23 protein-coding genes and 1 pseudogene are annotated in these 22,294 nt (G+C 56.6%); 16 read left to right on the forward strand and 8 right to left on the reverse strand.

The annotated features are described in order from the left end of the window. Positions 1-98 precede the first annotated feature (98 nt). The 4 genes and pseudogenes from MKleb_RS05810 to ampH all read right to left on the reverse strand — a co-directional run bounded on the left by MKleb_RS05810 (position 99) and on the right by ampH (position 4,922). Positions 99-1,817, reverse strand: a complete 1,719-nt coding sequence (locus MKleb_RS05810) for a bifunctional ornithine lipid synthase OlsF (RefSeq protein ID WP_025107202.1) — start codon at positions 1,815-1,817, stop codon at positions 99-101. 160 nt (positions 1,818-1,977) lie between these two features. Continuing rightward, positions 1,978-2,468, reverse strand: a pseudogene (locus tag MKleb_RS05815) (REP-associated tyrosine transposase). Positions 2,469-2,680: 212 nt separating this feature from the next. Further along, on the reverse strand, positions 2,681-3,655 hold the full coding sequence (hemB, locus tag MKleb_RS05820; protein ID WP_004848143.1) for a porphobilinogen synthase: 975 nt from the start codon (positions 3,653-3,655) through the stop codon (positions 2,681-2,683). 106 nt (positions 3,656-3,761) lie between these two features. Next, positions 3,762-4,922 carry a D-alanyl-D-alanine-carboxypeptidase/endopeptidase AmpH gene (ampH, locus tag MKleb_RS05825; RefSeq protein WP_025107201.1) on the reverse strand — a complete coding sequence of 387 codons (1,161 nt, stop codon included), beginning with the start codon at positions 4,920-4,922 and terminating at the stop codon, positions 3,762-3,764. A gap of 220 nt (positions 4,923-5,142) precedes the next feature. Between ampH and MKleb_RS05830 the strand changes: the two genes are divergently transcribed. The 3 genes from MKleb_RS05830 (at position 5,143) to MKleb_RS05840 (ending at position 8,118) form a co-directional block, all read left to right on the forward strand. Further along, complete coding sequence (locus MKleb_RS05830; protein ID WP_162557351.1) at positions 5,143-5,655, forward strand: cysteine hydrolase family protein; 513 nt, start codon at positions 5,143-5,145, stop codon at positions 5,653-5,655. 117 nt (positions 5,656-5,772) lie between these two features. After that, the gene (gene sbmA, locus MKleb_RS05835; protein ID WP_025107199.1) at positions 5,773-6,993 is read left to right on the forward strand and encodes a peptide antibiotic transporter SbmA; all 1,221 of its coding nucleotides are present in this window, start codon (positions 5,773-5,775) and stop codon (positions 6,991-6,993) included. 18 nt (positions 6,994-7,011) lie between these two features. Continuing rightward, positions 7,012-8,118, forward strand: a complete 1,107-nt coding sequence (locus MKleb_RS05840) for a DUF1615 domain-containing protein (protein WP_025107198.1) — start codon at positions 7,012-7,014, stop codon at positions 8,116-8,118. Here the strand turns inward: MKleb_RS05840 and MKleb_RS05845 are convergent. Beyond that, a complete protein-coding gene (locus MKleb_RS05845) occupies positions 8,115-8,417 on the reverse strand; it encodes a DUF2755 family protein (protein ID WP_009653569.1) in 303 nt (100 codons plus the stop codon). The two genes, MKleb_RS05840 and MKleb_RS05845, sit on opposite strands and share 4 nt — an antisense overlap. A 255-nt stretch (positions 8,418-8,672) precedes the next feature. On the opposite strand from MKleb_RS05845, the gene MKleb_RS05850 reads away from it, so the two are divergent. Next, the gene (locus MKleb_RS05850; protein WP_004132489.1) at positions 8,673-8,876 is read left to right on the forward strand and encodes a DUF2754 family protein; all 204 of its coding nucleotides are present in this window, start codon (positions 8,673-8,675) and stop codon (positions 8,874-8,876) included. Positions 8,877-8,991: 115 nt separating this feature from the next. Here the strand turns inward: MKleb_RS05850 and ddlA are convergent, their stop codons facing one another. After that, positions 8,992-10,089 (reverse strand): D-alanine--D-alanine ligase, encoded by a 1,098-nt coding sequence (ddlA, locus tag MKleb_RS05855; RefSeq protein WP_033836946.1) that lies wholly within the window; start codon positions 10,087-10,089, stop codon positions 8,992-8,994. Positions 10,090-10,190: 101 nt separating this feature from the next. On the opposite strand from ddlA, the gene MKleb_RS05860 reads away from it, so the two are divergent. From MKleb_RS05860 to psiF, 8 genes are all read left to right on the forward strand, one after another. Continuing rightward, entirely contained in the window at positions 10,191-10,874 is a 684-nt protein-coding gene (locus MKleb_RS05860; RefSeq protein WP_014228135.1) for an extensin-like domain-containing protein, read from the forward strand. 169 nt (positions 10,875-11,043) lie between these two features. Next, positions 11,044-12,243 (forward strand): multidrug efflux MFS transporter, encoded by a 1,200-nt coding sequence (locus tag MKleb_RS05865; RefSeq protein WP_014228136.1) that lies wholly within the window; start codon positions 11,044-11,046, stop codon positions 12,241-12,243. Positions 12,244-12,420: 177 nt separating this feature from the next. Then, positions 12,421-13,185, forward strand: a complete 765-nt coding sequence (gene idnO / locus MKleb_RS05870; RefSeq protein WP_014228137.1) for a gluconate 5-dehydrogenase — start codon at positions 12,421-12,423, stop codon at positions 13,183-13,185. A gap of 94 nt (positions 13,186-13,279) precedes the next feature. After that, positions 13,280-14,566 (forward strand): MFS transporter, encoded by a 1,287-nt coding sequence (locus MKleb_RS05875; protein ID WP_004848153.1) that lies wholly within the window; start codon positions 13,280-13,282, stop codon positions 14,564-14,566. Between the two features lie 66 nt (positions 14,567-14,632). After that, positions 14,633-15,625, forward strand: coding sequence for a DNA-binding transcriptional regulator IdnR (idnR, locus tag MKleb_RS05880; RefSeq protein WP_014837560.1), 993 nt, complete (start codon positions 14,633-14,635; stop codon positions 15,623-15,625). 227 nt (positions 15,626-15,852) lie between these two features. Further along, positions 15,853-16,113, forward strand: coding sequence for an anti-adapter protein IraP (gene iraP / locus MKleb_RS05885; RefSeq protein WP_004848155.1), 261 nt, complete (start codon positions 15,853-15,855; stop codon positions 16,111-16,113). Positions 16,114-16,201: 88 nt separating this feature from the next. Further along, entirely contained in the window at positions 16,202-17,632 is a 1,431-nt protein-coding gene (gene phoA, locus MKleb_RS05890; RefSeq protein WP_025107196.1) for an alkaline phosphatase, read from the forward strand. 90 nt (positions 17,633-17,722) lie between these two features. Further along, positions 17,723-18,043: a phosphate starvation-inducible protein PsiF gene (psiF, locus tag MKleb_RS05895; protein ID WP_004132478.1), complete on the forward strand. Its 321-nt coding sequence runs from the start codon at positions 17,723-17,725 to the stop codon at positions 18,041-18,043. A 46-nt stretch (positions 18,044-18,089) separates the two neighbouring features. On the opposite strand, the gene proC is transcribed toward psiF, so the two are convergent. Further along, positions 18,090-18,899: a pyrroline-5-carboxylate reductase gene (gene proC / locus MKleb_RS05900; RefSeq protein WP_004848157.1), complete on the reverse strand. Its 810-nt coding sequence runs from the start codon at positions 18,897-18,899 to the stop codon at positions 18,090-18,092. A 116-nt stretch (positions 18,900-19,015) separates the two neighbouring features. Here proC and MKleb_RS05905 point away from each other — a divergent pair, with 116 nt between their 5' ends. Further along, a complete protein-coding gene (locus MKleb_RS05905; RefSeq protein WP_009653579.1) occupies positions 19,016-19,474 on the forward strand; it encodes a YaiI/YqxD family protein in 459 nt (152 codons plus the stop codon). Here the strand turns inward: MKleb_RS05905 and MKleb_RS05910 are convergent. Then, positions 19,471-20,169 carry a DUF2076 domain-containing protein gene (locus tag MKleb_RS05910; protein ID WP_014228142.1) on the reverse strand — a complete coding sequence of 233 codons (699 nt, stop codon included), beginning with the start codon at positions 20,167-20,169 and terminating at the stop codon, positions 19,471-19,473. The two genes, MKleb_RS05905 and MKleb_RS05910, sit on opposite strands and share 4 nt — an antisense overlap. A 334-nt stretch (positions 20,170-20,503) precedes the next feature. Between MKleb_RS05910 and aroL the strand changes: the two genes are divergently transcribed. The 3 genes from aroL to MKleb_RS05925 all read left to right on the forward strand — a co-directional run bounded on the left by aroL (position 20,504) and on the right by MKleb_RS05925 (position 22,227). Next, entirely contained in the window at positions 20,504-21,031 is a 528-nt protein-coding gene (gene aroL / locus MKleb_RS05915) for a shikimate kinase AroL (protein ID WP_004848163.1), read from the forward strand. Positions 21,032-21,102: 71 nt separating this feature from the next. Continuing rightward, on the forward strand, positions 21,103-21,294 hold the full coding sequence (locus MKleb_RS05920) for a YaiA family protein (RefSeq protein ID WP_004129622.1): 192 nt from the start codon (positions 21,103-21,105) through the stop codon (positions 21,292-21,294). A gap of 252 nt (positions 21,295-21,546) precedes the next feature. Next, complete coding sequence (locus tag MKleb_RS05925; RefSeq protein WP_196587662.1) at positions 21,547-22,227, forward strand: AroM family protein; 681 nt, start codon at positions 21,547-21,549, stop codon at positions 22,225-22,227. Positions 22,228-22,294: the final 67 nt, after the last annotated feature.

The following is a 22,294-nucleotide window of genomic DNA, read 5'->3' on the forward strand; positions in this document are numbered from 1 at the left end:
TCCGCAGAAAGCGGTAAACCCGTAGCCCGGCTAAGGCGCAATGCGCCGCAAGCCGGGAAACAACCTACGATAAACGCGCCGCCTCCGGGAAAAGGCTTTTATGCCGATTTTTGCGCGTCCAGATGTACCCCAATATAGCGCTGATAGCGGTTCGCCTTCAGGTAGGTCAAGTCCACCAGCACCAGACCATCAACGCAGTTGTTGAAATCCGGGTCGCTGCCGAAATCGATAAACTGTACGCCGCCCGGCTCGCAAACTTCCGAGTACTGCTTATACAGCGGCGGGATCGCGCAGCCGAGGTTGCCGAGCAGGGACTTCAGCCGCGCCAGATCGTCGTTGTAATCTTCTCCGCCAAACTGCGCCAGCACATCGGGCAGCGAGGCCGGATAAGGGCGACGCGACTCCGCCAGCGGATGCGTCGCCGGGAACCACAGTCGATAGAACGCGACCAGCAGATCGCGCGCCGACGGCGGCAGCCCGCCGGAAATCGACACCGGGCCGAACAGATAGCGATAGTGCGGATAGCGCGCCAGATACGCGCCGATGCCGGACCACAGGTAGTCCAGTCCGCGGCGGCCCCAGTAGCGCGGCTGGATAAAGCTGCGCCCCAGCTCAATCCCGTGCTGCAGAATATCGTCCATGCGCGCGTCGTAATGGAACAGGCTGTAGCTGTAGATACCTGTCAGGCCGCGCTTTTCCAGCTGCATCGCGGTCGGCATAAAGCGGTAAGCGCCGACGATTTCCAGGTCTTCTTCATCCCACAGAATCAGATGCAGATAGTCGTCGTCGTAACCGTCAACGTCGCGACGTTTGCCGCTGCCTTCGCCCACCGCGCGGAAGGCGATTTCCCGCAGGCGGCCCAGTTCGCGCAGCACTGGCGCATCTTCCTGGCCGCGGCGCTGCCAGAGATAAATCACTTTGCCATCCGCCGTGCGCCCCAGCGTTTCCGCCCGTCCCAGTTCGCGCTTGAGCAGGGCGCGGTCTTCAGGTCGGGCAATAGCGCTTTCGCTTTTAAATACGCCGGGCTGCCCTTTTGCCAGCAGCTCCAGGTGGCGATAGCAGCGTTCGGTCAGCTCGCGAACAGAGCGCTGAGGATCGAACCAGCTTGACCAGGCAATCTGTTGGCCGAAATTAACCGGCAGGCTGCCGTTGCGGCGGCGAAACATTTGCTGCATCAGCAGCAGCAGCGGCAGGCTATCGGAAATCAGCGTGCTGGCGTAAAACAGCGCGCTGTTGCGCGCGCGGATCCACGCCGGCAGCAGCGGGGCGCGGTATTTCGCCGCCAGCTTAATAAATCCGGAGTGCCATTTTTTATCGCGAATACCGCGTCGGGTGAGGCGTGAAACTTCACCCGCCGGGAAGAAAATCAGCACGCCGCCGTTTTGCAACTGCTGGTCCATCTGCTGCAGCGCCGCTTTGGCGGTTCGGCCGTTGATATTATCGACCGGAATAAACAGCGAGCTCAGCGGTTCAAGGTGGGTCAGCATGCGGTTGGTGACCACTTTGACGTCGCGACGCACGCGGGACACCGCGTAGAGCAGGGCCAGGCCGTCAAGCGTACCGGTGGGGTGGTTGGCGATAATGACCAGCGGGCCATGTTCGGGGATTTGTTCGAGATCGTGCGCCGGGATAGCGCAGCGGATATTAAGATGTTCGAGCACCTGTTCGACCGTATCCAGTCCTTTCAGGTGATGATGACGCGCGGCAAACTGCTGAAACTCTTCCTCATGCAGGAGCTTTTTCAGCACCTTTTTCTGCCAGAGCGCTGGCTTTGCCTGAGGCCACAGGTCATCGATGACATTGTCGAGACTAAACATAGCGGCACCTCCTCCGTCCTGCCCAGACAGTAGAAGGCGCAGATGTCGCTCAGATTACAGTTGAGTGAAGATTTGGGATATTTCCCCGGGTTGCGGCTGGCGCCTTACCCGGCCTACCGGAGCAGATCGTAGCCCCGGTAAGCGTAGCGCGACCGGGGGTTTACTGGCGTTCGCCGCACAAAAAATCGTGAATTTCGCCACCCCAATTATCGGGATATAACCCGCGGCGTACATCCCGGTGAAAGGTTGAAAAAGGCCAATCACAAACCTGTCGTACCCAACCGTGTTTTACAGGATTAATGTAGGTGTAATCGATATGCCGGCGGTAGTCTTCTTCATCGCGGATTGCATGTTCCCAGAAACGCGGTTGCCAGACATTTTCTTGTTTTAATGCTTTGCTAAAGCAACCTTTTATGTCCCGCCATCTGGCGGAGAAATCGCTATCGTCTCCGGGTAATGTCCAGATGCAATGAAGATGTTCAGGAAGGATAACCCATGCATCAATGTAAAAGGGTTTTCGCCGTTTGATGGTGAGGATGGCGTGACGTAAAGTACCGATGTGCTCGGTCAGAAGTCTGCTTTTTCGGCTTCGCAAATTAACTGTAAAAACCAGGTTCCACCCTTCAGGTAATAACGACGGTAGGCCACCATGCAGCGCTCCTTTGCAAAAGATAGCGTCTTAAGCGGCAGGGTAGAGTCGGGGTAACAGTCTGGCAAGAATCCAAAGATAATGGTGGAAAGAGTCTCGCAACTTTTTGCAGCAGAGAAATTCCCCGGGTTGCGGCTGACGCCTTACCCGGGCTACCGGAGCAGGTTTGTAGCCCCGGTAAGCGTAGCGCGACCGGGGAACGGTAATAGCCGAATTAACGCAGGATTTTCTTTTCGGCGAGATCGAGGGCGAAGTAGCTGAAGATCAGATCCGCGCCGGCGCGCTTGATTGCGCCGAGGCTTTCCAGCACCACTTTCTCTTCATCGATAGCGCCGGCCTGGGCGGCGAACTTAATCATCGCGTATTCACCGCTCACCTGGTACGCGCCGAGCGGCAGGTTGGTGCGCTCGCGCAGATCGCGCAGGATATCGAGATAGGGACCGGCCGGTTTGACCATCAGGCAGTCGGCGCCCTGGGCTTCGTCCAGCAGCGATTCGCGAATCGCTTCGCGGCGGTTCATAGGGCTCATCTGATAGGTTTTACGATCGCCTTTCAGCGCGGTACCCGCGGCTTCGCGGAACGGACCATAGAACGATGAAGCGAACTTGGTGGAGTAGGACATAATCGCCGTATCGGTAAATCCGGCGGCGTCCAGCGCCTGGCGAATGGCCTGCACCTGGCCGTCCATCGCGGCGGACGGGGCGATAAAATCCGCGCCTGCGGCAGCGGCGACCACCGCCTGCTTACCGAGGTTGGTAAGGGTTAAATCGTTATCGACACCGTGGTCGCACAGCACGCCGCAGTGGCCGTGGGAGGTGTATTCGCAGAAACAGGTGTCGGACATCACGATCATCTCCGGCACAGCCTCTTTACAGATGCGGGACATGCGCGCCACCAGGCCGTTTTCGTTCCAGGTATCGCTGCCAACGGCATCGGTATGATGGGAAATCCCGAAGGTCATCACCGAACGGATACCGGCGTTGGCAATGCGCTCGATTTCGCGCGCCAGGTGTCTTTCCGGAATACGCATCACGCCGGGCATCGCTTCGATGGCTTTGTAATCGTCGATTTCTTCTTCAACAAAGATCGGCAACACCAGGTCGTTCAAACTCAGTGTTGTCTCTTCAAACATGGCACGTAGCGAAGCGGACTTGCGCAGTCGGCGCGGGCGAGTGATTAAATCTGTCATGGTTTGCCTGATTTTGTGAAATGAAAAAAGCGAGTTTACCTCAATTGGCGGCGGGATGTTTCGCCAAAACGATCCTTATCTATCGTCGGCAAAACATCCCAACAGGTTACTGGCTGGCGGTCTCAATCCCTGGGCGGTCGCCGCTTAATTCGCTGACCAGCTCGTTGACGCCATCGCTCATGTTGTTGAAACGCGTCAATGAAGAGCGGGTGACCACCACGAAGGCGCCGACGTTAGCCTGCGGGTTCATCGCCATGTAGGTGATAAAACCGCCGCCGCCGCCGGTCTTCTGAATAATGCCCGGCTGGCCGTTTTTCGGCTTCATGTAGACCCAGCCGAGACCCAGCGCATCGGCTTTGCCCGGCACGTCCATCCCGATCACCCTCGTCAGCTGGCTGCGCTGATAAATGAGCGTCTGCATCCGGTCCGCCTGCTGCCCGCGGGTGAAGAAATCGGAAGAGAGGAACTGCTGCATCCAGCGCATCATATCGCCAGGCGTGGAGTAAACGCCGCCGCTGCCGATGGCCGCCAGCGTATTGTTGCACGGGCTGGCCCCTTTCTCCGGGATCATCAGGCGCCGGCACTGATCGGGCGAAGGCGTAAAGGTGGTGTCTTTCATCCCCAGCGGACGGGTAATCTGCTCTTCAAACAGCTGCGGCCAGGGCTTGCCCGCGGCGGTAGAGAGCGCATCGGCCAGTAAATCGAACGCCAGATTGGAATAGGCGGCCTGCGAACCCGGCGCGGCTTTTAACGTTGCCGTGGAGAGCCAGTTCCAGCGCTGCTGGCGCGTCGGCCAGACGAACACCGGACGATGCGCCGCGCCGCCGGGCTGCTCGCGCGGCAGGGCGCTGGTATGGGTCGCCAGATTCACCAGCGTAATGGGCGCTCCCTGATATGTCGGCACGCGCGCGCCCGGCGGAGCGTATTTGCTCAGCGGATCGTTGAGCTTCACCACGCCCTGGTCGAGAAGTTTGACCAGCATTTCGCTGGTCATCAGCTTGCTCAGGGAGGCGATGCGAATCACCGAATCGAGCTGCGGGTGCTCATTATTGCCCGGGCGCGTCTCGCCGAAGCTGCGGAATACGCGCTGGTTACCATCGATAACCACCAGCGCCATGCCGATCGCGCCGCTGCCGTAGTAGATATGGTTAGCGTAACGGTCGACAACATCCGCAGCGAATTCCGGGTCGACGCTCGGCTGCGCGGCCTGGACCGATGTCAACGACGCCGCGCACAGCGCAGCAAAAATGAGCAGACTACGTTTCAACGGGGGCATCCATCATGGTGAAGAAAAATATAGAGCGTATTTATACTACGAAGCGCCGCCGAGCAAAGCGCTAATAACGCCATTCTGTGCGGAAAAACGTAACCTGGCGTAAAAAATCCTTTTTTTGCTTTCGGATAGCGGCTTTCGCCTGCGGGCGCGTATGATATTCGTTTTGGCTAAACATGGGTGGCAAGAGACGATGGCGGCGAAACGGGTAGTGATGGTAGTGGATATGCAAAACGGCGTTTTCGCGACGCCGCGTATTGAGCGCGAGCGCTGCGCGGCGCAAATTAACCGCCTGATAAACGCCGCGGATACCGTTATCTTCATTCAGCACTGCGAAGAGGGCGGTCTGGAAGAGGGGAGCGAAGGTTTTGCTTTGCTGCCTGAACTGCACCAGCCGGCAGGCGCGTTGTTCGTGACCAAGACCGCCTGCGACGCCTTTTACCGCACCCGCCTGGAAGAGGTGCTGCGCGAACATCACATCACGCAGTTTGTGATTTGCGGCTGCGCCACCGACTACTGCGTAGATACCACCATCAAAAACGGCGCCAGCCGGGGCTATGCGATTACCGTCGCTGAAGATGCCCATACCACAGCCAACCGCCCGGCGGCGCAGGCCGTCACGCTGATCGCCCACTACAACGAGGTGTGGCGTACGCTGACCGTTCCGGACAATCCTTTACAGGTGCAATCGACAGAAACAATTCTGAACGGATGGTCGGCGAACTAAGCTGCTGATATCCGGTCTCATCATCCGCCCACTTTGCTTCGCTGCGACGGCTTTGCGGCGGGCGTCTTTGTGGTACACAGCACAGCAAAACGAAAAAGAAGTTAGCAGGAGAGCATGATGTTTAAATCCTTTTTCCCCAAACCGGGGCCGTTTTTTATTTCTGCCTTTATCTGGTCGCTGCTGGCGGTGATCTTTTGGCAGGCGGGCGGCGGCGACTGGCTGCTGCGGGTCACCGGCGCATCTCAGGATGTGGCGATTAGCGCGGCGCGCTTTTGGTCGCTCAATTACCTGGTGTTCTACGCGTTCTACGTATTCTGCGTGGGCGTTTTCGCCCTCTTTTGGTTTATTTACAGCCCCCACCGCTGGCAGTACTGGTCGATCCTTGGCACCTCGCTGATTATTTTCGTCACCTGGTTTCTGGTCGAGGTTGGGGTGGCGATAAACGCCTGGTACGCCCCGTTCTACGATCTTATTCAGGCCGCGCTGGCGACGCCGCATAAGGTCAGCATTAACCAGTTTTATCAGGAGATTGGCATCTTTCTCGGCATCGCGCTTATCGCGGTGGTCATCGGGGTGATGAACAACTTCTTCGTCAGCCACTACGTTTTCCGCTGGCGTACCGCCATGAACGAACACTATATGGCGCACTGGCAGCATCTGCGCCATATCGAAGGCGCCGCGCAGCGTGTGCAGGAAGATACCATGCGCTTTGCTTCCACCCTGGAGAGCATGGGCGTCAGCTTCCTTAACGCGGTGATGACCCTTATCGCCTTCCTGCCGGTGCTGGTGACGCTCTCCGCGCACGTCCCGGATTTACCGATTGTCGGCCACCTGCCTTACGGCCTGGTGATTGCCGCCATCATCTGGTCGTTAATGGGTACCGGCCTGCTGGCGGTGGTGGGGATCAAGCTGCCCGGCCTGGAGTTCAAAAACCAGCGCGTTGAGGCCGCCTATCGTAAAGAGCTGGTGTACGGCGAAGATGACGCCAACCGCGCGACGCCGCCGACGGTGCGTGAGCTGTTTGGCGCCGTGCGCCGCAACTATTTCCGCCTCTATTTCCACTACATGTATTTCAATATCGCCCGTATTCTTTATCTGCAGGTGGATAACGTTTTCGGTTTGTTCCTGCTGTTTCCGTCGATTGTTGCCGGTACGATTACGCTGGGCCTGATGACCCAGATCACCAACGTCTTTGGCCAGGTTCGCGGTTCGTTCCAGTATCTGATTAGCTCATGGACTACACTGGTTGAGCTGATGTCTATCTACAAACGTCTGCGCAGCTTCGAGCGCGAGCTGGATGGCAAAGAGCTGCAGACCGTGACGCAAACATTAAGTTGATCAACGCAAGGATGAACCATGCCGGTAGCGCAATCCAGAATCACTTCTCTCACCCTGACGCTACTGGCAGGGATTGTCCTAAGCGCCTGCTCCAGCAAGCCGGAGCCGGAGCTGAAAAAGGGCGAAAAGGCGATTGATGTTGCCGCGGTGGTGCGGCAGAAAATGCCCGCCAGCGTGAAAGATCGCGAGGCATGGGCGCAGGCCATCGCCAAAACCTTTGCCAGCCAGAAGCTGGCGCCGACGGAAGAGAACGTCTGTTCGGTGCTGGCGGTGGCGCAGCAGGAGTCCAACTATCAGGCCGACCCGGCGGTGCCGGGGCTGAATAAAATCGCCTGGCAGGAGATTGACCGCCGGGCGGAGAAAATGCATATCCCGGTTTTTCTGGTGCATACCGCGCTGAAAATCAAATCGCCCAACGGCAAAAGCTATAGCGAACGCCTCGATAGCGTGAAAACCGAAAAGCAGCTGAGCGCGATTTTCGATGATTTTATCGGCATGGTGCCGATGGGGCAGAAGCTGTTCGGCTCGCTGAACCCGGTGCATACCGGCGGCCCGATGCAGGTCAGCATCGCCTTCGCCGAGCAGCATACCGACGGCTACCCGTGGAAAATCGACGGTACCGTGCGCCAGGAGGTGTTCAGCCTGCGCGGCGGTCTGTGGTTCGGCACCTATCATCTGTTGAATTATCCGGCGAACTACAGCGTGCCGCTGTACCGTTTTGCCGATTTCAACGCCGGATGGTACGCCAGCCGTAACGCCGCCTTCCAGAACGCCGTCTCTAAAGCGACGGGCGTGAAGCTGGCGCTGGATGGCGATTTGATTCGCTACGATAGCGACGAGGCCGGAACCACCGAACTGGCGGTGCGTCGGTTATCCTCACAGCTGGCAATGAGCGATGATGATATCCATCGTCAGTTAAAGAAGGGCGATACCCTGGCGTTTGAAGAGAGCGATCTCTATAAGCAGGTGTTTCGCATTGCCGATAAGAAAGCCGGCAAAACGCTCCCGCGGGAGGTGCTGCCGGGCATTCAGCTTGAGAGCCCGAAAATCACCCGTAACCTGACGACCGCCTGGTTTGCCAAACGCGTTGACGACCGGCGGGCCAGCTGTATGGCGCGCCGTTAGCGGCGGCTGCGCCAGCGGAATATCAGCCCAGGAATACCAATGAGCACGCAGCCCGCCAGGAAGGGAATCAGGCCGAACAGGGTACCGACCACCAGGCTAATCTCGACCCGCGGGCGGCTGCTGTCCTGCATTTGAATCAGATGCTCAAAAACGCCGGGCGCGTGGATCAGCATACTCAGCATTTGCGCACCGGCCCAGAAGCAAAACAGCACAAACAGAGCGTAAGCGATGTTGCTGCCGGTGAGAGAGCCCCTCTTTTTGCCGCCGTTGACGGTCTTTGCAAAGGTGAACTCTGCCATCTTGACCTCCGTACTTCACTTTCTTGCCGTTTTTTCCACGGCGACGTAGAGGGTAATTCTGGCAACGAAGGGGGGATTTCAGTATCAGATTGCTGGTAATTTCCGCCCAGGAATATTCCTGATTTCATCGGGTTGTGAGTTTGCTACAAATTTGTGAAATTTAGACCGATATCGCAATGTGCGACAATTCTCAACGCCGCTACAGACCCGCGGTGGCGGCTATGCGAAGATGCTTTTTTTGTTGTCGGAGTGGTTATGAAACTCACGGAAAAAATCCGCCGAGATTGGCACTACTACGCGGTAGCGCTGGGGTTAATTTTTATTATGAATGGCGTGGTCGGGCTGCTCGGGTATGAAACCGAAGGCTGGCGTTCTTACGCGGTTGGGCTGGTGACGTGGGTCATTAGCTTCTGGATTGCCGGGTTTATTATTCGCCGCCGCCCGGCAGAGGAAGCGTGAACCGGAGGTGGTGAACCCGTAGCCCGGCTAAGCGCAGCGCGAGCCGGGAAGATTCCGGGCTGATACATCAACCCCGGCGCACTCCCCGGGTCGCGGCCTAAACGCTTACCCGGGCTTAATTCATCGATGTTTTCAGCGCCCGATCGGCGGCGTGACGCTCAAGCGCCAGCTCAATCAGGCGGCTAATCAGGCTGGTATAGTCCAGACCGCTGGCCTGCCATAGCTTCGGATACATGCTGATGTTGGTGAAGCCCGGCAGCGTATTGATTTCGTTAATCACCACGTCGTTATCGGCGGTCAGGAACACATCGACGCGCGCCATCCCGCAGCAGCCGAGGGTCTGATAGGCGCGAACGGCGATATCGCGAATTTTATCGTTTACATCGCTGTCGATGGCCGCCGGAACCACCACCTTCGCGCCCTGATCGTCAATGTACTTGGTGTCATAGGCGTAGAATTCGCTGTTGAGGACGATTTCACCGCAGGTGCTGGCCTGGGGATTATCGTTGCCCAATACCGCGCACTCGATCTCACGCCCTTTAATCCCCTGTTCAACCACCACTTTATGGTCAAATTCGAAGGCCAGGGCGACGGCCTGCTGATACTGCTCTTCGCTGTTGACCTTGCTGACGCCCACCGAGGAGCCCTGGTTCGCCGGTTTGACGAACAGCGGCATGCCCAGCTTCGCCTGCACTTCGGCAAAGCTCACCTGATGACGGTTGGCGCGGGTCAGGGTAATAAAAGGCGCAATCGACAGCCCGGCATCGCGCAGCAGACGCTTGGTCACGTCTTTGTCCATGCAGGCGGCGGAGCCGAGGACGTCGGAGCCGACGAAGGGCAGGTTAGCCATCCGCAGCATACCCTGCAGAGAACCATCTTCCCCAAGGGTGCCGTGAACAATCGGGAAAATGACGTCGATGGCCGCCAGCGGCTGGCCGCTATCGGCGTTAATCAGCTGCTGCGCTTCGCGTCCGGGAATTTGCGCCAGGGTAATATCGGATGGGCGCAGGGCAATATGGGCGGGGTCCTGCGGATTGAGCAGATAGTTGCTGGCGTCGTTGATATGCCACTGCCCCTGCTTATCAATCCCCAGCAAAACGACGTCGAAGCGCGTTTTGTCGATGGCTTCCACGATATTTTTCGCTGACTGTAGCGATACTTCATGTTCTGCCGACTTACCGCCGAAAACGATCCCAACCCTCATCTTAGCCATTTCAACTTCCATCATGATTACATCAAAGGGCATAACATAGCATGTGAAACGGCCGCCTGGCTGCCATAATATTCACCGGGTAAAGCATTGGGAGGCAGCGCGTGAAAGGAAAAGGGCTTATCGTTCTGTTGGCGCTGCTGGCGGCCGGATATTACGGCTATCGTTATCTTCCCGCGCACTATAACCCGCTGGCGCCGCTGCGTCTGGAGGATCCGCCGGGGTTCATCACCCACTATAAGCTGCGGCGATTGACGCCCGGACAGTGCGCCAACCTGCTGAAGGAAGCGAATCAGCGAAATCTCATCACCAGCCGGGCGGTGGCCGATAGCGGGGGAGAGTGCCCCCTGCAAAACGTGGTTCGGGTACGCGATTTTGGCGCGGTAAAGCTTAGCAGCAGCTTCCTCGCCAGCTGCCCGCTGGCGTTAAGCAGCGCGCTGTATCTGCAACAGCAGGCGAAACCGCTGACTCGGCGGATGCTGGGGCAAGAGCTCCGCCAGGTCGACCATTTTGGCAGCTATGCCTGCCGTAATATTTACCATCGTCAGAACGCGCGGCGCAGCGAGCACGCTACCGCGGAGGCGCTGGATATCAGCGGCTTTCGTTTGGCCGATGGCCGACGCATCAGCGTGCTGAAAGGGTGGCCCGATGCGCAGTATCACCCCTGGCTACAGGCGTTACTGGCCGGCGGTTGCAGCTATTACGGCAACGCTTTAGGGCCGGACTATAACGCGGCCCATGCGAACCATTTTCACCTCGGTATGCGCGGCCAGGGGTTCTGTTTCTGAGCATAACTCGCTGTATACCACGCTTTTCACCATGAAATTATTCGCAATAGGGCAATCTGGTGTCATAAAACACTAAACTCGCCGTCAGCGCATCTCTGGTAGTACGTCGGACAGGGGAAATTGCTAAGCTAGTTAATAATTGCCAAAAAATTAATGAATACGCGTAGTTATGGAATCCTGGAAGGTTAATCTTATCTCCGTCTGGTTTGGCTGTTTTTTTACCGGCCTGGCCATCAGCCAAATTCTTCCCTTTTTGCCGCTGTACGTTTCCCAACTGGGCGTGACCTCGCATGAAGCGTTATCCATGTGGTCGGGCCTGACGTTTAGCGTCACTTTTCTGGTGTCGGCGATTGTCTCGCCGATGTGGGGGAGCCTCGCCGACCGCAAAGGGCGCAAGCTGATGCTGCTGCGCGCCTCGCTGGGGATGGCCATCGCCATTTTACTTCAGGCGTTCGCCACCAACGTCTGGCAGCTGTTTATCCTGCGCGCGGTGATGGGACTGACTTCCGGCTATATTCCCAACGCCATGGCGCTGGTGGCGTCTCAGGTTCCGCGCGAGCGTAGCGGCTGGGCGCTGAGCACGCTGTCGACGGCGCAGATCAGCGGCGTGATTGGCGGGCCGCTGCTCGGCGGTTTCCTGGCCGACCACGTCGGTTTGCGCGCCGTATTTATCATCACCGCGATTTTGCTGACCGTAAGCTTCCTGGTGACGCTGTTTCTGATTAAAGAGGGCGCCCGGCCGCAGGTCACGAGGGCGGAGCGGCTGAGCGGCAAGGCGGTATTTGCCTCGCTGCCCTATCCGGGACTGGTGATCAGCCTGTTTTTCACCACTCTGGTGATCCAACTTTGCAACGGCTCAATCGGCCCGATTCTGGCGCTGTTTATCAAGTCGATGGCGCCGGATAGCAATAACATCGCCTTTCTCGCCGGCATGATCGCCGCCGTGCCGGGCGTGTCGGCGCTGATTTCGGCTCCCCGTCTGGGGAAACTGGGCGACAGGATCGGCACCTCGCGGATCCTGCTGGCGACGCTGTGCTGCGCGGTGGTGATGTTCTTTGCCATGTCGTTCGTTACCACCCCATTCCAGCTTGGCGTCCTGCGTTTCCTGCTCGGTTTTGCCGATGGGGCGATGCTGCCGGCGGTGCAAACGCTTCTGCTCAAATACTGCAGCGACAGCGTCACCGGGCGTATTTTCGGCTATAACCAGTCGTTTATGTATCTTGGCAACGTGGCCGGGCCGCTGATCGGCGCGTCGGTCTCGGCCATGGCCGGCTTCCGCTGGGTGTTTATCGCGACGGCGGTTATTGTCCTGATCAATATCTGGCAGCTGGCCATTATGCTGCGCCGCAGCCGCCGTCCTGCGGCTTAATTCCGCTCTTTCTCCTCGGCCGCGATGGATGCGACAGCGTCAGTAGCGGCCTCGGTGTTCCTTAAGCTTTAAATGTATCACCGATCACAAAACGATCATTTTCCCCTCTCATCCTCTTCTATTCCTGACTGTTACGCGTATACAGTTACGCGTAACAGTTATTGAAAAAGAGGTTTTATGCGAAATTTATTTGATTTGTCAGGGAAGCGCGCGCTGATCACCGGATCCGCTCAGGGGATTGGCCATCTGCTGGCCGGCGGCCTGGCGGAGTACGGCGCGGAGATCATCATCAACGACCGCACCCAGGCGCGCGCGGACCAGGCGGCGCAGGCGCTGGTGGCGCAGGGTTTTCATGCGGTAGGGGTCGCCTTTGATGTCACCCGGGCGGCGCAGGTCGAGCAGGCGATAGCCCGCATCGAAGAGGAGATCGGCGCCATTGATATTTTAATTAATAACGCCGGAATCCAGAGGCGTTTCCCTTTTACCGAATTTCCGGAGGAGGAGTGGGATAACGTTATTGAGGTCAATCAGAAGGGCGTTTTCCTGGTTTCACAGCAGGTGGCGAAATATATGATGGGCCGCCGCGCGGGGAAAATAATTAATATTTGCTCAATGCAGAGCGAGCTGGGGCGTAAAACCATTACGCCTTATGCGGCCTCGAAAGGGGCGGTTAAAATGCTGACTCGCGGCATGTGCGTTGAGCTGGCCGAATATAATATTCAGGTTAACGGTATCGCGCCGGGATATTTTGCCACCGACATGACGGCCGCCCTGGTCAACGATGAGGCGTTTTCCGCCTGGCTGTACCAGCGTACCCCGGCGGCGCGCTGGGGAAAACCGGAAGAACTGATTGGCGCCGCGGTATATCTGGCCTCGTCGGCGGCAAACTTTGTTAACGGTCATTTGCTGTTTGTGGACGGCGGAATGCTTGCCGCTGTCTGAATCACTTCGCGTCCTTCGGGCAGCAGCGTGCCCGCACTACCTGAAGGACAGAGTATTAAACCCGTGTGATGATATTGATATCTGAGGAGTGCTTATGCACATGCTCGCGAAATTACCCGCGCGTCGCTGGTGGTATTTAATGCCGATTATATTTATTACCTATAGTCTGGCCTATCTTGACCGTGCGAATTATGGTTTTGCCGCTGCGGCGGGAATTGAAAGCGATTTGGGTATTACCAAAGGAACGGCATCGCTTATTGGCGCGCTATTTTTTCTCGGCTATTTCTTTTTCCAGGTACCCGGCGCGATATATGCGGTAAAACGCAGCGTGCGAAAAATGATTTTCTTTAGCCTGATTTTATGGGGATTCTGCGCGGCGGCGACCGGGTTCGTCAGCAATATTCCGATGCTGATGGCGATTCGCTTTACCCTTGGCGTGGTTGAGGCGGCGGTGATGCCGGCGATGCTGATTTATATCAGCAACTGGTTTACGAAAACCGAGCGTTCGCGCGCCAACACGTTCCTGATCCTCGGAAACCCGGTAACGGTGCTGTGGATGTCCATCGTTTCCGGCTACCTGATTCAGGCGTGGGGCTGGCGCGAAATGTTTATCATCGAAGGCATTCCGGCGGTACTGTGGGCGGTATGCTGGTGGATACTGGTGCGCGATAAACCGTCCGAGGTTTCCTGGCTGAACGAGCAGGAAAAAGAGACCCTGCAGAAGGTGATGGACAGCGAGCAGAGTCATATCAAGCCGGTGCGCAACTACGGTGAAGCGCTGCGCTCGCGCAATGTGATCATGCTCTGCGCCGTGCACGCGCTGTGGAGCATCGGCGTGTACGGCTTCATGATGTGGATGCCGTCGATTCTGAAGAACGCCGCGCAGATGGATATCGTGGCGGTGGGCTGGCTGGCGGCGGTGCCGTACCTGGCGGCAATTATCCTGATGCTGACGGTCTCCTGGCTGTCGGATAAGTTCCAGAATCGTAAACTGTTTATTTGGCCGTTATTGCTGATTGCCGCTATCGCTTTCTTTGGCTCCTGGCTGGTGGGCAACCAGGCGTTCTGGCTCTCCTATGCGCTACTGGTCATTGCCGCGGCCTGCATGTATGCGCCGTATGGGCCGTTCTTCGCGCTTATTCCTGAACTGCTGCCGCGCAACGTTTCCGGCGTATCGATGGGCTTAATCAACAGCTTTGGCGCGCTCGGCGCTTTCCTCGGCGCGTGGCTGGTGGGGTACCTCAACGGGATTACCGGCGGGCCGGGGGTTTCCTATACCTTTATGGCTGTCGCGCTGCTGTCCTCCGTCGTGCTGATGTACAACGTGCGCGCTAACCCGCAACCCGTCTCCCCGGTGACGGCAAAAAAGGTTGCCGGCTAACATAAACCGCCGCTGCTGTGGTAAGGTTCTCTGCGAGCATAAAAGTCGCTTGTCGTAGAGAACCTGATGAAAAACAACCGGATGACATTGCAGGATATCGCCAACCTGGCGGGGCTGAATAAAATGACGGTCAGCCGTTATTTACGTGACCCCGGCCAGGTTTCTGAGCGCAGCCGTGAGCTGATTTCAAAGGTCATGGAAGAGAATAACTATATCCCTAACCGCGCCCCGGAAATCCTGCTTAACGCCCGGAGTAAAACGATTGGCGTGCTTATTCCCTCCTTCCGCAACCAGATTTTTGCCGATGTGCTGGCCGGCATTGAGTCGGTGACCTCCGCGCACCAGTATCAGACCCTGATTGCCAACTACGAATATGACCCGCAGCGCGAAGAGCGCGAAGTGCTCAATCTGCTCTCTTATAATATCGATGGGCTGATTTTGACCGGGAAGCAGCACAGCGATCGCATGGTGCAGTACGTGCGCGCCAGCGGTATCCCCGTCGCTGAACTGATGGACTACGGCGGCCAGCAGCTGGATATCCAGGTGGGGTTCGATAACGAAAAGGCGGCGTGGGATATGACCCATGCTTTTCTTGAGAGCGGCAAACGGGCGATCGCCTTTTTTGGTTCAATGGACGATCCCCGCGATTTAAGCCGCTTCCGCGGCACCGAGCTGGCGCTGGCGGAGCACGGCCTGAAGGCGTATCACATGGCGCCGCGGACCATCTCCTCGGTTGCGCTTGGCCGGCAGATGTTCCTGCAGATGCAGCAGACGCGCCCGGATATTGACGCCATTTTTTGTACCAACGACGATCTGGCGGTGGGGGTGCTGCTCGAGTGCCAGGCGCAGGGGAAAGCCGTTCCGCAGGAGATCGCCATCGCCGGTTTTCACGGGCTGGAAATTGGCCGTGCGCGGCTGCAAAAAATAGCCAGCGTCATTACCCCACGTTATGAAATCGGTAAAACGGCGAGCGAAATACTTATTGCGCGCCTGGCCGGTAAAGACGCGCCGGACAGCGTGAATCTGGCCTACCAGATATATTATGGCGATACGTTATAGTTATCGATAGAATAGCGATATTCCATTTTATTCTTATTTGTTAAAGTTGGTTATGATGCTTATTAATCCGCATTGAGTAAATTCCTGGCGGGTGGCATGTAAAGAGCAAAACGTTTCGCTTGTTATTCACCGGCGTGGCGAACTTTTTTAAAAAATAATAGTGGCAACCGACGGCTAATGTATGACATAAATAGCAGACTACGGACCTCGCATAAGGATAAAGTGCTGTGAAGAATCTCATTGCTGAGCTACTGGTAAAACTCGCCCAAAAGGAAGAAGAATCGAAGGAGCTGACGGCCCAGGTTGAGGCGCTGGAAGTGGTGGTGACCGCTCTGCTACGTCATATGGAGCAGGACGCCCAGCAGGCGCTCATCACCGATATTGAGCAGGCCATCGATGAGGCCAGCCCCGGCCCGCTGGTGGATGACCGCGATACCCAGCTACTGCAGCAATATATAAAGAAGCTGTTACGGCATCCTCGTAGTTAGTTTTGTGACAGGGTATGGATGCTGTCATTTTACTGTCACATCGCTTTTATACAGTCTCCCTCGTTTTGTTTTTTAAAGTATTTTTTACATGGAGACGATAAAAGTGAAATTAAGCGCCCTGTTTATTGCCCTGCTGCCTCTGCTGGGCTCCCCGATTATTCACGCAGAAACAACAACCGCACCGGTTCTGGAAAATCGTGCCGCGCAGGGCGATATCACCACGCCGGGCGGCGCGCGTCGTTTAAGCGGTGACCAGACCGAGGCGCTGCGCGCTTCGTTAATCAATAAACCGGCTAAAAATATTATTTTGCTGATTGGCGACGGAATGGGCGATTCTGAAATCACCGCCGCGCGAAATTATGCAGAAGGGGCGGGCGGCTTCTTTAAAGGCATTGACGCGCTGCCGCTGACCGGCCAGTACACCCATTATTCTCTGGATAAGAAAACCGGCAAGCCGGATTATGTCACCGACTCCGCCGCTTCCGCAACGGCCTGGACCACCGGCGTGAAAAGCTATAACGGCGCGCTGGGCGTGGATATCCATGAAAAAGATCATCAGACCATCCTTGAGCTGGCGAAAGCGGCGGGCTTAGCCACCGGTAACGTCTCCACGGCGGAACTGCAGGACGCCACTCCCGCTGCGCTGGTGGCGCATGTGACGTCGCGTAAATGCTACGGCCCGAGCGTGACCAGCGAAAAATGCGCCAGCAACGCGCTGGAAAAGGGCGGTAAAGGTTCGATTACCGAACAGTTGCTGAACGCCCGTCCCGACGTAACACTGGGCGGCGGCGCGAAAACCTTCGCGGAAAGCGCGACGGCCGGTGAATGGCAGGGCAAAACGCTGCACGATCAGGCGGTAGCCCGCGGCTACCAGATCGTCACCGACGCCAGCTCGCTGGCCGCCATTAGCCAGGCCAATCAGGACAAACCGCTGCTCGGTCTCTTCGCGGAAGGCAATATGCCGGTGCGTTGGGAAGGCCCAAAGGCGTCTTATCACGGCAATATCGATAAGGCGGCGGTGACCTGTACGCCGAACCCGAAACGCGATGCATCGGTGCCGACGCTGGCGCAGATGACCGAAAAAGCCATCGATCTGCTGAGCAGCAATGAGAAGGGGTTCTTCCTGCAGGTGGAAGGCGCTTCTATCGATAAACAGGATCACGCGGCGAATCCGTGCGGTCAGATTGGCGAGACCGTCGATCTGGACGAAGCGGTACAGAAGGCGCTGGAATTTGCCAAAAAAGAGGGCAATACCCTGGTTATCGTCACCGCCGACCACGCTCACGCCAGCCAGATTATCCCGGCAGATACCAAAGCGCCGGGCCTGACGCAGGCGCTGAACACCAAAGATGGTTCGGTGATGGTGATGAGCTACGGCAACTCTGAAGAAGAGTCGATGGAACATACCGGCACCCAGCTGCGTATTGCCGCCTACGGCCCGCACGCCGCCAACGTGGTGGGTTTAACCGACCAGACGGACCTGTTCTACACCATGAAAGCCGCACTTAATCTGAAATAACCGGGCGCCGGTGATGAATTTTCGTTACCGGCTGGTTTTTTCTCCATCAGCGACCAGACTTACAGAGATCCACTCATAGAGGATGGTGCGATGAAAATAACATTACTTGTGACCCTACTTTTTGGCCTGGTATTTATGACAGCGGTGAGTGCCGCGGAAAAAGAGTTGACCCCTCAGCAGCAAAAGATGAGCGTCTGCAATAAAGAAGCGTCATCGAAGTCGCTGAAAGGGGATGAGCGTAAAACGTTTATGAGTAGCTGCCTGAAGAAAGATGGCGCCGCGCAGGACGGTAAGGGGCTAACGCCTCAGCAGCAGAAAATGCGCGAGTGTAACGCTCAGGCGACCCAGCAGTCCCTGAAAGGGGACGATCGCAGCAAATTTATGAGCGCCTGCCTGAAAAAACAGGTGTAAGAAATGGGCGGGTGAGGGAAACCTCACCCGCTATTCGCTATTGCAATCAGGAACGGCTCAGCTTCTCTGATTTCTCCATGCATTTCACCATCGCTTCGATGACGGCGGAACGGAAGCCTTTTTCTTCCAGCACGCGTACGGCTTCGATGGTGGTGCCGCCGGGCGAACACACCATATCCTTCAGCGTTCCCGGATGCTCGCCGCTTTCGAGTACCATTTTGGCCGAGCCCATCACCGCCTGCGCCGCGAATTTATAAGCCTGCGCGCGGGGCATTCCGCCAAGCACAGCGGCGTCGGCCATCGCTTCGATAAACATAAAGACGTAAGCCGGCGCGGAGCCGCTGACGCCGACCACCGGATGAATCATCGGCTCAGCAATGATTTCCGCCTGACCAAAGCAGCGGAATATGGTCAGGATCTCCGCGGTTTCTTCGGCGCTGACCAGCGCATTCGGCGTGACCGACGTCATCCCCGCGTTGACCAGCGAAGGCGTGTTGGGCATCGCGCGGACTATTTTGCGGTCATGGCCTAAGGCGCGCGCCAGCTGGTCGAGCGTCACGCCCGCGGCGATAGAAACCACCAGAGAGTCTTTATTCAGGCTGGAGGCGACGTCGCTGAGCACTTTTACCATCACGCCCGGCTTTACGGCGCCAAAAACGATATCCGCCACCTGAGCCACTTCCTGCGCGCTTTGCGCCGCATTAATGCCGTATTGGTCGTGCAGGGCCGCCACTTTATCCGGCGACGGGGTATAGACCCAGATTTGACCCGGCTGCACCTGCCCGCTGGCGATCAGGCCGCCCAGGATGGCCTTGCCCATGTTGCCGCAGCCGATAAAGCCGATTTTCTTCTCCATCACCAATCCCCTTTGTTTGTTTTATCGTTAGCGATATAGCTTAACATCTTGTTGCTTTCGCGGAAGGCAAAAGCAGGCGACAATACGGCATCTCTTTTTCATCGACAGGAGCCGCAATGGCTATTTGGGTTGATGCGGACGCGTGTCCGAACGTCATTAAAGATATTTTGTTCCGCGCCGCCGAGCGCGCGCAAATCTCGTTGACGCTGGTTGCTAACCAGCCTCTGCGCGTCCCGCCGTCGCGCTTTATCCGCACGCTGCGCGTGGCGCAGGGGTTTGACGTGGCGGATAACGAAATCGTACGTTTATGCGAGCCGGGAGATCTGGTGATTACCGCCGATATCCCGCTGGCGGCGGAAGTGCTGGAGAAAGGCGGGGCGGCGCTGAATCCACGCGGTGAACGCTACAGCGAGGCGACCATTCGCGAACGCCTGACGATGCGCGACTTTATGGAAACGATGCGGGCCAGCGGCGTGCAGACCGGCGGCCCGGATAGCTTATCCCAGCGCGATCGGCAGCAGTTTGCCGCCGCGCTGGAGAAATGGCTGTTAGACGTTAAGCGCCAGCAGGGTTAAACCCAGCTGTCATCGTCGCTGCCGAAATCATCATTGCCGAAACCGGCGTCAAAGTCGGCGTCATAATCGTTGTTGTCGGCGAGGAACTGCCCGTCATCCTGGCGGAAGGTATCGTCAGCGACGCTATTGTCCTGCGCCTGGCTGAGATCCGGCTGCGGTTTCTCTTCGATGATATTGACGATCTCCTGCGGATGCGAGCCGCTAAACATATTGGTCAACATGTTTCCCAGCACCACGCCGCCCGCGACGCCTGCCGCCGTTTGCAGCGCGCCGGCCATAAAACCGCCGCCGCTGCGCGACGCCTGAGGGGCGTAGTTCTGCTGCTGCGCCTGCGGAGCATACTGAGGCTGGGCGCCGGCCTGCGGTCGGCCATACTGCTCGGCGCCAGGAATCGGATCGGAACCGCGCGACTGACCGCCGCCAAACAGGCCTGAGAGAAACCCGCCGCTGCTCGGCTTCGCGGCCTGAAGCTGGGTGACCTGGCTCTCCAGCGCCTGAATACGGTCGTTGAGCTGTTTGATCGCCGCTTCCTGAATCAGAATCGTTTGCGCCATATAGTAAGGGGCGAACGGCTGCTCTTTAATGTGCCCGGCAATCCGCTCCTCAGCGCTGGCATCCCGTGATGCGCTGTGGCTCTCGGCCTCTTTTAATCGGGAAAACAGTCCATCGATAAGGCGTTGCTCTTCAGATTGCATACTACATACCTCTGTCATACTGATTGATTAGCTTCAGATTCGCTCCGAAGCACGCATCTTGTAAATATGCGGCAGCGTAAAGCTGTGCAGAAATGTGTTACTGTTTACGCCAGACTGCGAACAAAAAATAACTTCTGTACAAAAGTAAAGCTGGCATAACACCAAATGCAATGATAAGTTTACATTAAATGTCCTTTCTAATACTAAGGTGAAAGGGTTTGCAGATGGTGTGTAACGTTTATTTTACGATTTGCGTCGGGTAAGTTTGCGGTACCATTGTTTCTCTTTTCGCTTTCATTTATCCGCAAAATGCGGAACCAAGGGGTCTTCGGTAATGACACAGCTAATATTTCTTGTCGGGCCTCGCGGCTGCGGTAAAACGACCATCGGACACGCGCTGGCGAAAGCTCGCAGCTTTAAGTTCGCCGACACGGACCATGAGCTGCAGGAGCATGAGCAGCGCACGGTAGCGGCTATCGTCCAGCAGGAAGGCTGGGAACGCTTTCGTGCACTGGAAACGCAGGCTTTAGAACGCGTCGCTCAACCCGCGACGATCATCGCCACCGGCGGCGGCATTATCCTCAGCGAATACAACCGACAGTTTATGCGGGAAAATGGCATCGTTATCTATCTCGAGGCCTCGGTTTCCGCGCTGATTGACCGCCTTGAAGCCTATCCGAAGGCGGAACAGCGCCCTACGCTGACCGGAAAGCCCATCCGCGATGAAGTGGGTGAGGTGCTGGCGCAGAGGGAAGCGCTGTATCGCGCGGCCGCGCATCATATTATTAATGCGACCGCCACGCCGGATGAGGTCGTAGAACAGATTATGACCACCGTCTGCGGCGAGACCTATACCAGTTAAGACTTTGCCTGGGGTAAACGGATCGGCAGCGCCTATACTTTAAAGCTCTTAAGGTAAAAAAAGGAAACGCTATGCCGACCAGACCTCCATATCCAAGGGAAGCGCGTGTTGTCGCCGTTGAAAAGGGCCCGCAGGGCCAAACGGTCACCTGGTATGAACTGCGCGCCGATCACCCGACGCCAAACTCACTCATCAGCGAACATCCTACAGAACAGGAAGCGCTGGACGCCAAACGGCGTTACGAAGATCCTGATAAGTCTTAATTCCTCTTAAATGTCCGGGATTCGTTCTGAAAAGATCGCTACCGGACATGTATCACATTTTTAATCTATTAACGGTACTAATGATTACCTAAGGTACGGATTTTCAGGAGCGTTTTTGACGCTTCTGGAATCTTTACATTCCATATCAGCCGTAACCTGCTACGCTTCTCGACGGTTGCTTTGGGTCACCAGGGGGCAGAAGTTGTAAATAAAAGCCTGTTTTGAAACAGCGGTTGTGAAAAGGTAAACGATATGAGTAGTGCATCGATGGCAATCTTGACCATTGGGGTCGTACCCGTGGCGGAGATGCTGCCGCTTTTAACTGAACATATCAGGGAAGACGAGATCGCCCACATTAGCCTGCTCGGCAAAATGACGCGCGAAGACGTTATGCGGGACTACAGCATAGAGCCCGGCGATGAGATGCTATTGACCTTGCTTAACGATAATCAAATTGCGCAGGTCTCACGGCAGAAGGTTGAGCGTGATTTACGTAGCGTCATTGCGATGCTCGATAAACAAAATTACGACCTTATTTTACTCATGAGCACTCATCCCTTTAGCGGATTTACGGCGAATAATGCGATCCTGCTTGAGCCGCAAAGAATTATTCCGCCGCTGGTCGCGTCGATTGTCGACGGCCATCAGGTGGGGGTGATTGTTCCGGTTGAAGAGATTTTGCCGCTGCAGCGGAATAAATGGCAGGTATTAGAAAATACTCCGTTTTACGCCATTTCCAATCCGGTGAGCGGCGATAAAGAGGAGTTAATCGCCGCGGGCAGGGAGTTGATTGAACAGGGCGCAGACGTATTAATGCTGGATTGCCTTTGCTACCACCAGCAGCATCGCGACATATTACAAAAGGCGCTGGATATTCCGGTTCTGTTGTCAAATGTGCTGGTTTCACGGCTGGCGGCAGAACTATTAGTTTAACCTGATGTAACGCGTTAATTTTACGTGACAGGGGCAAGGAGCGCCCCCTATATTGTGCCTTCAACAC

Source organism: Klebsiella sp. PL-2018 (assembly GCF_019048985.1).
Lineage (GTDB): Bacteria > Pseudomonadota > Gammaproteobacteria > Enterobacterales > Enterobacteriaceae > Klebsiella > Klebsiella michiganensis.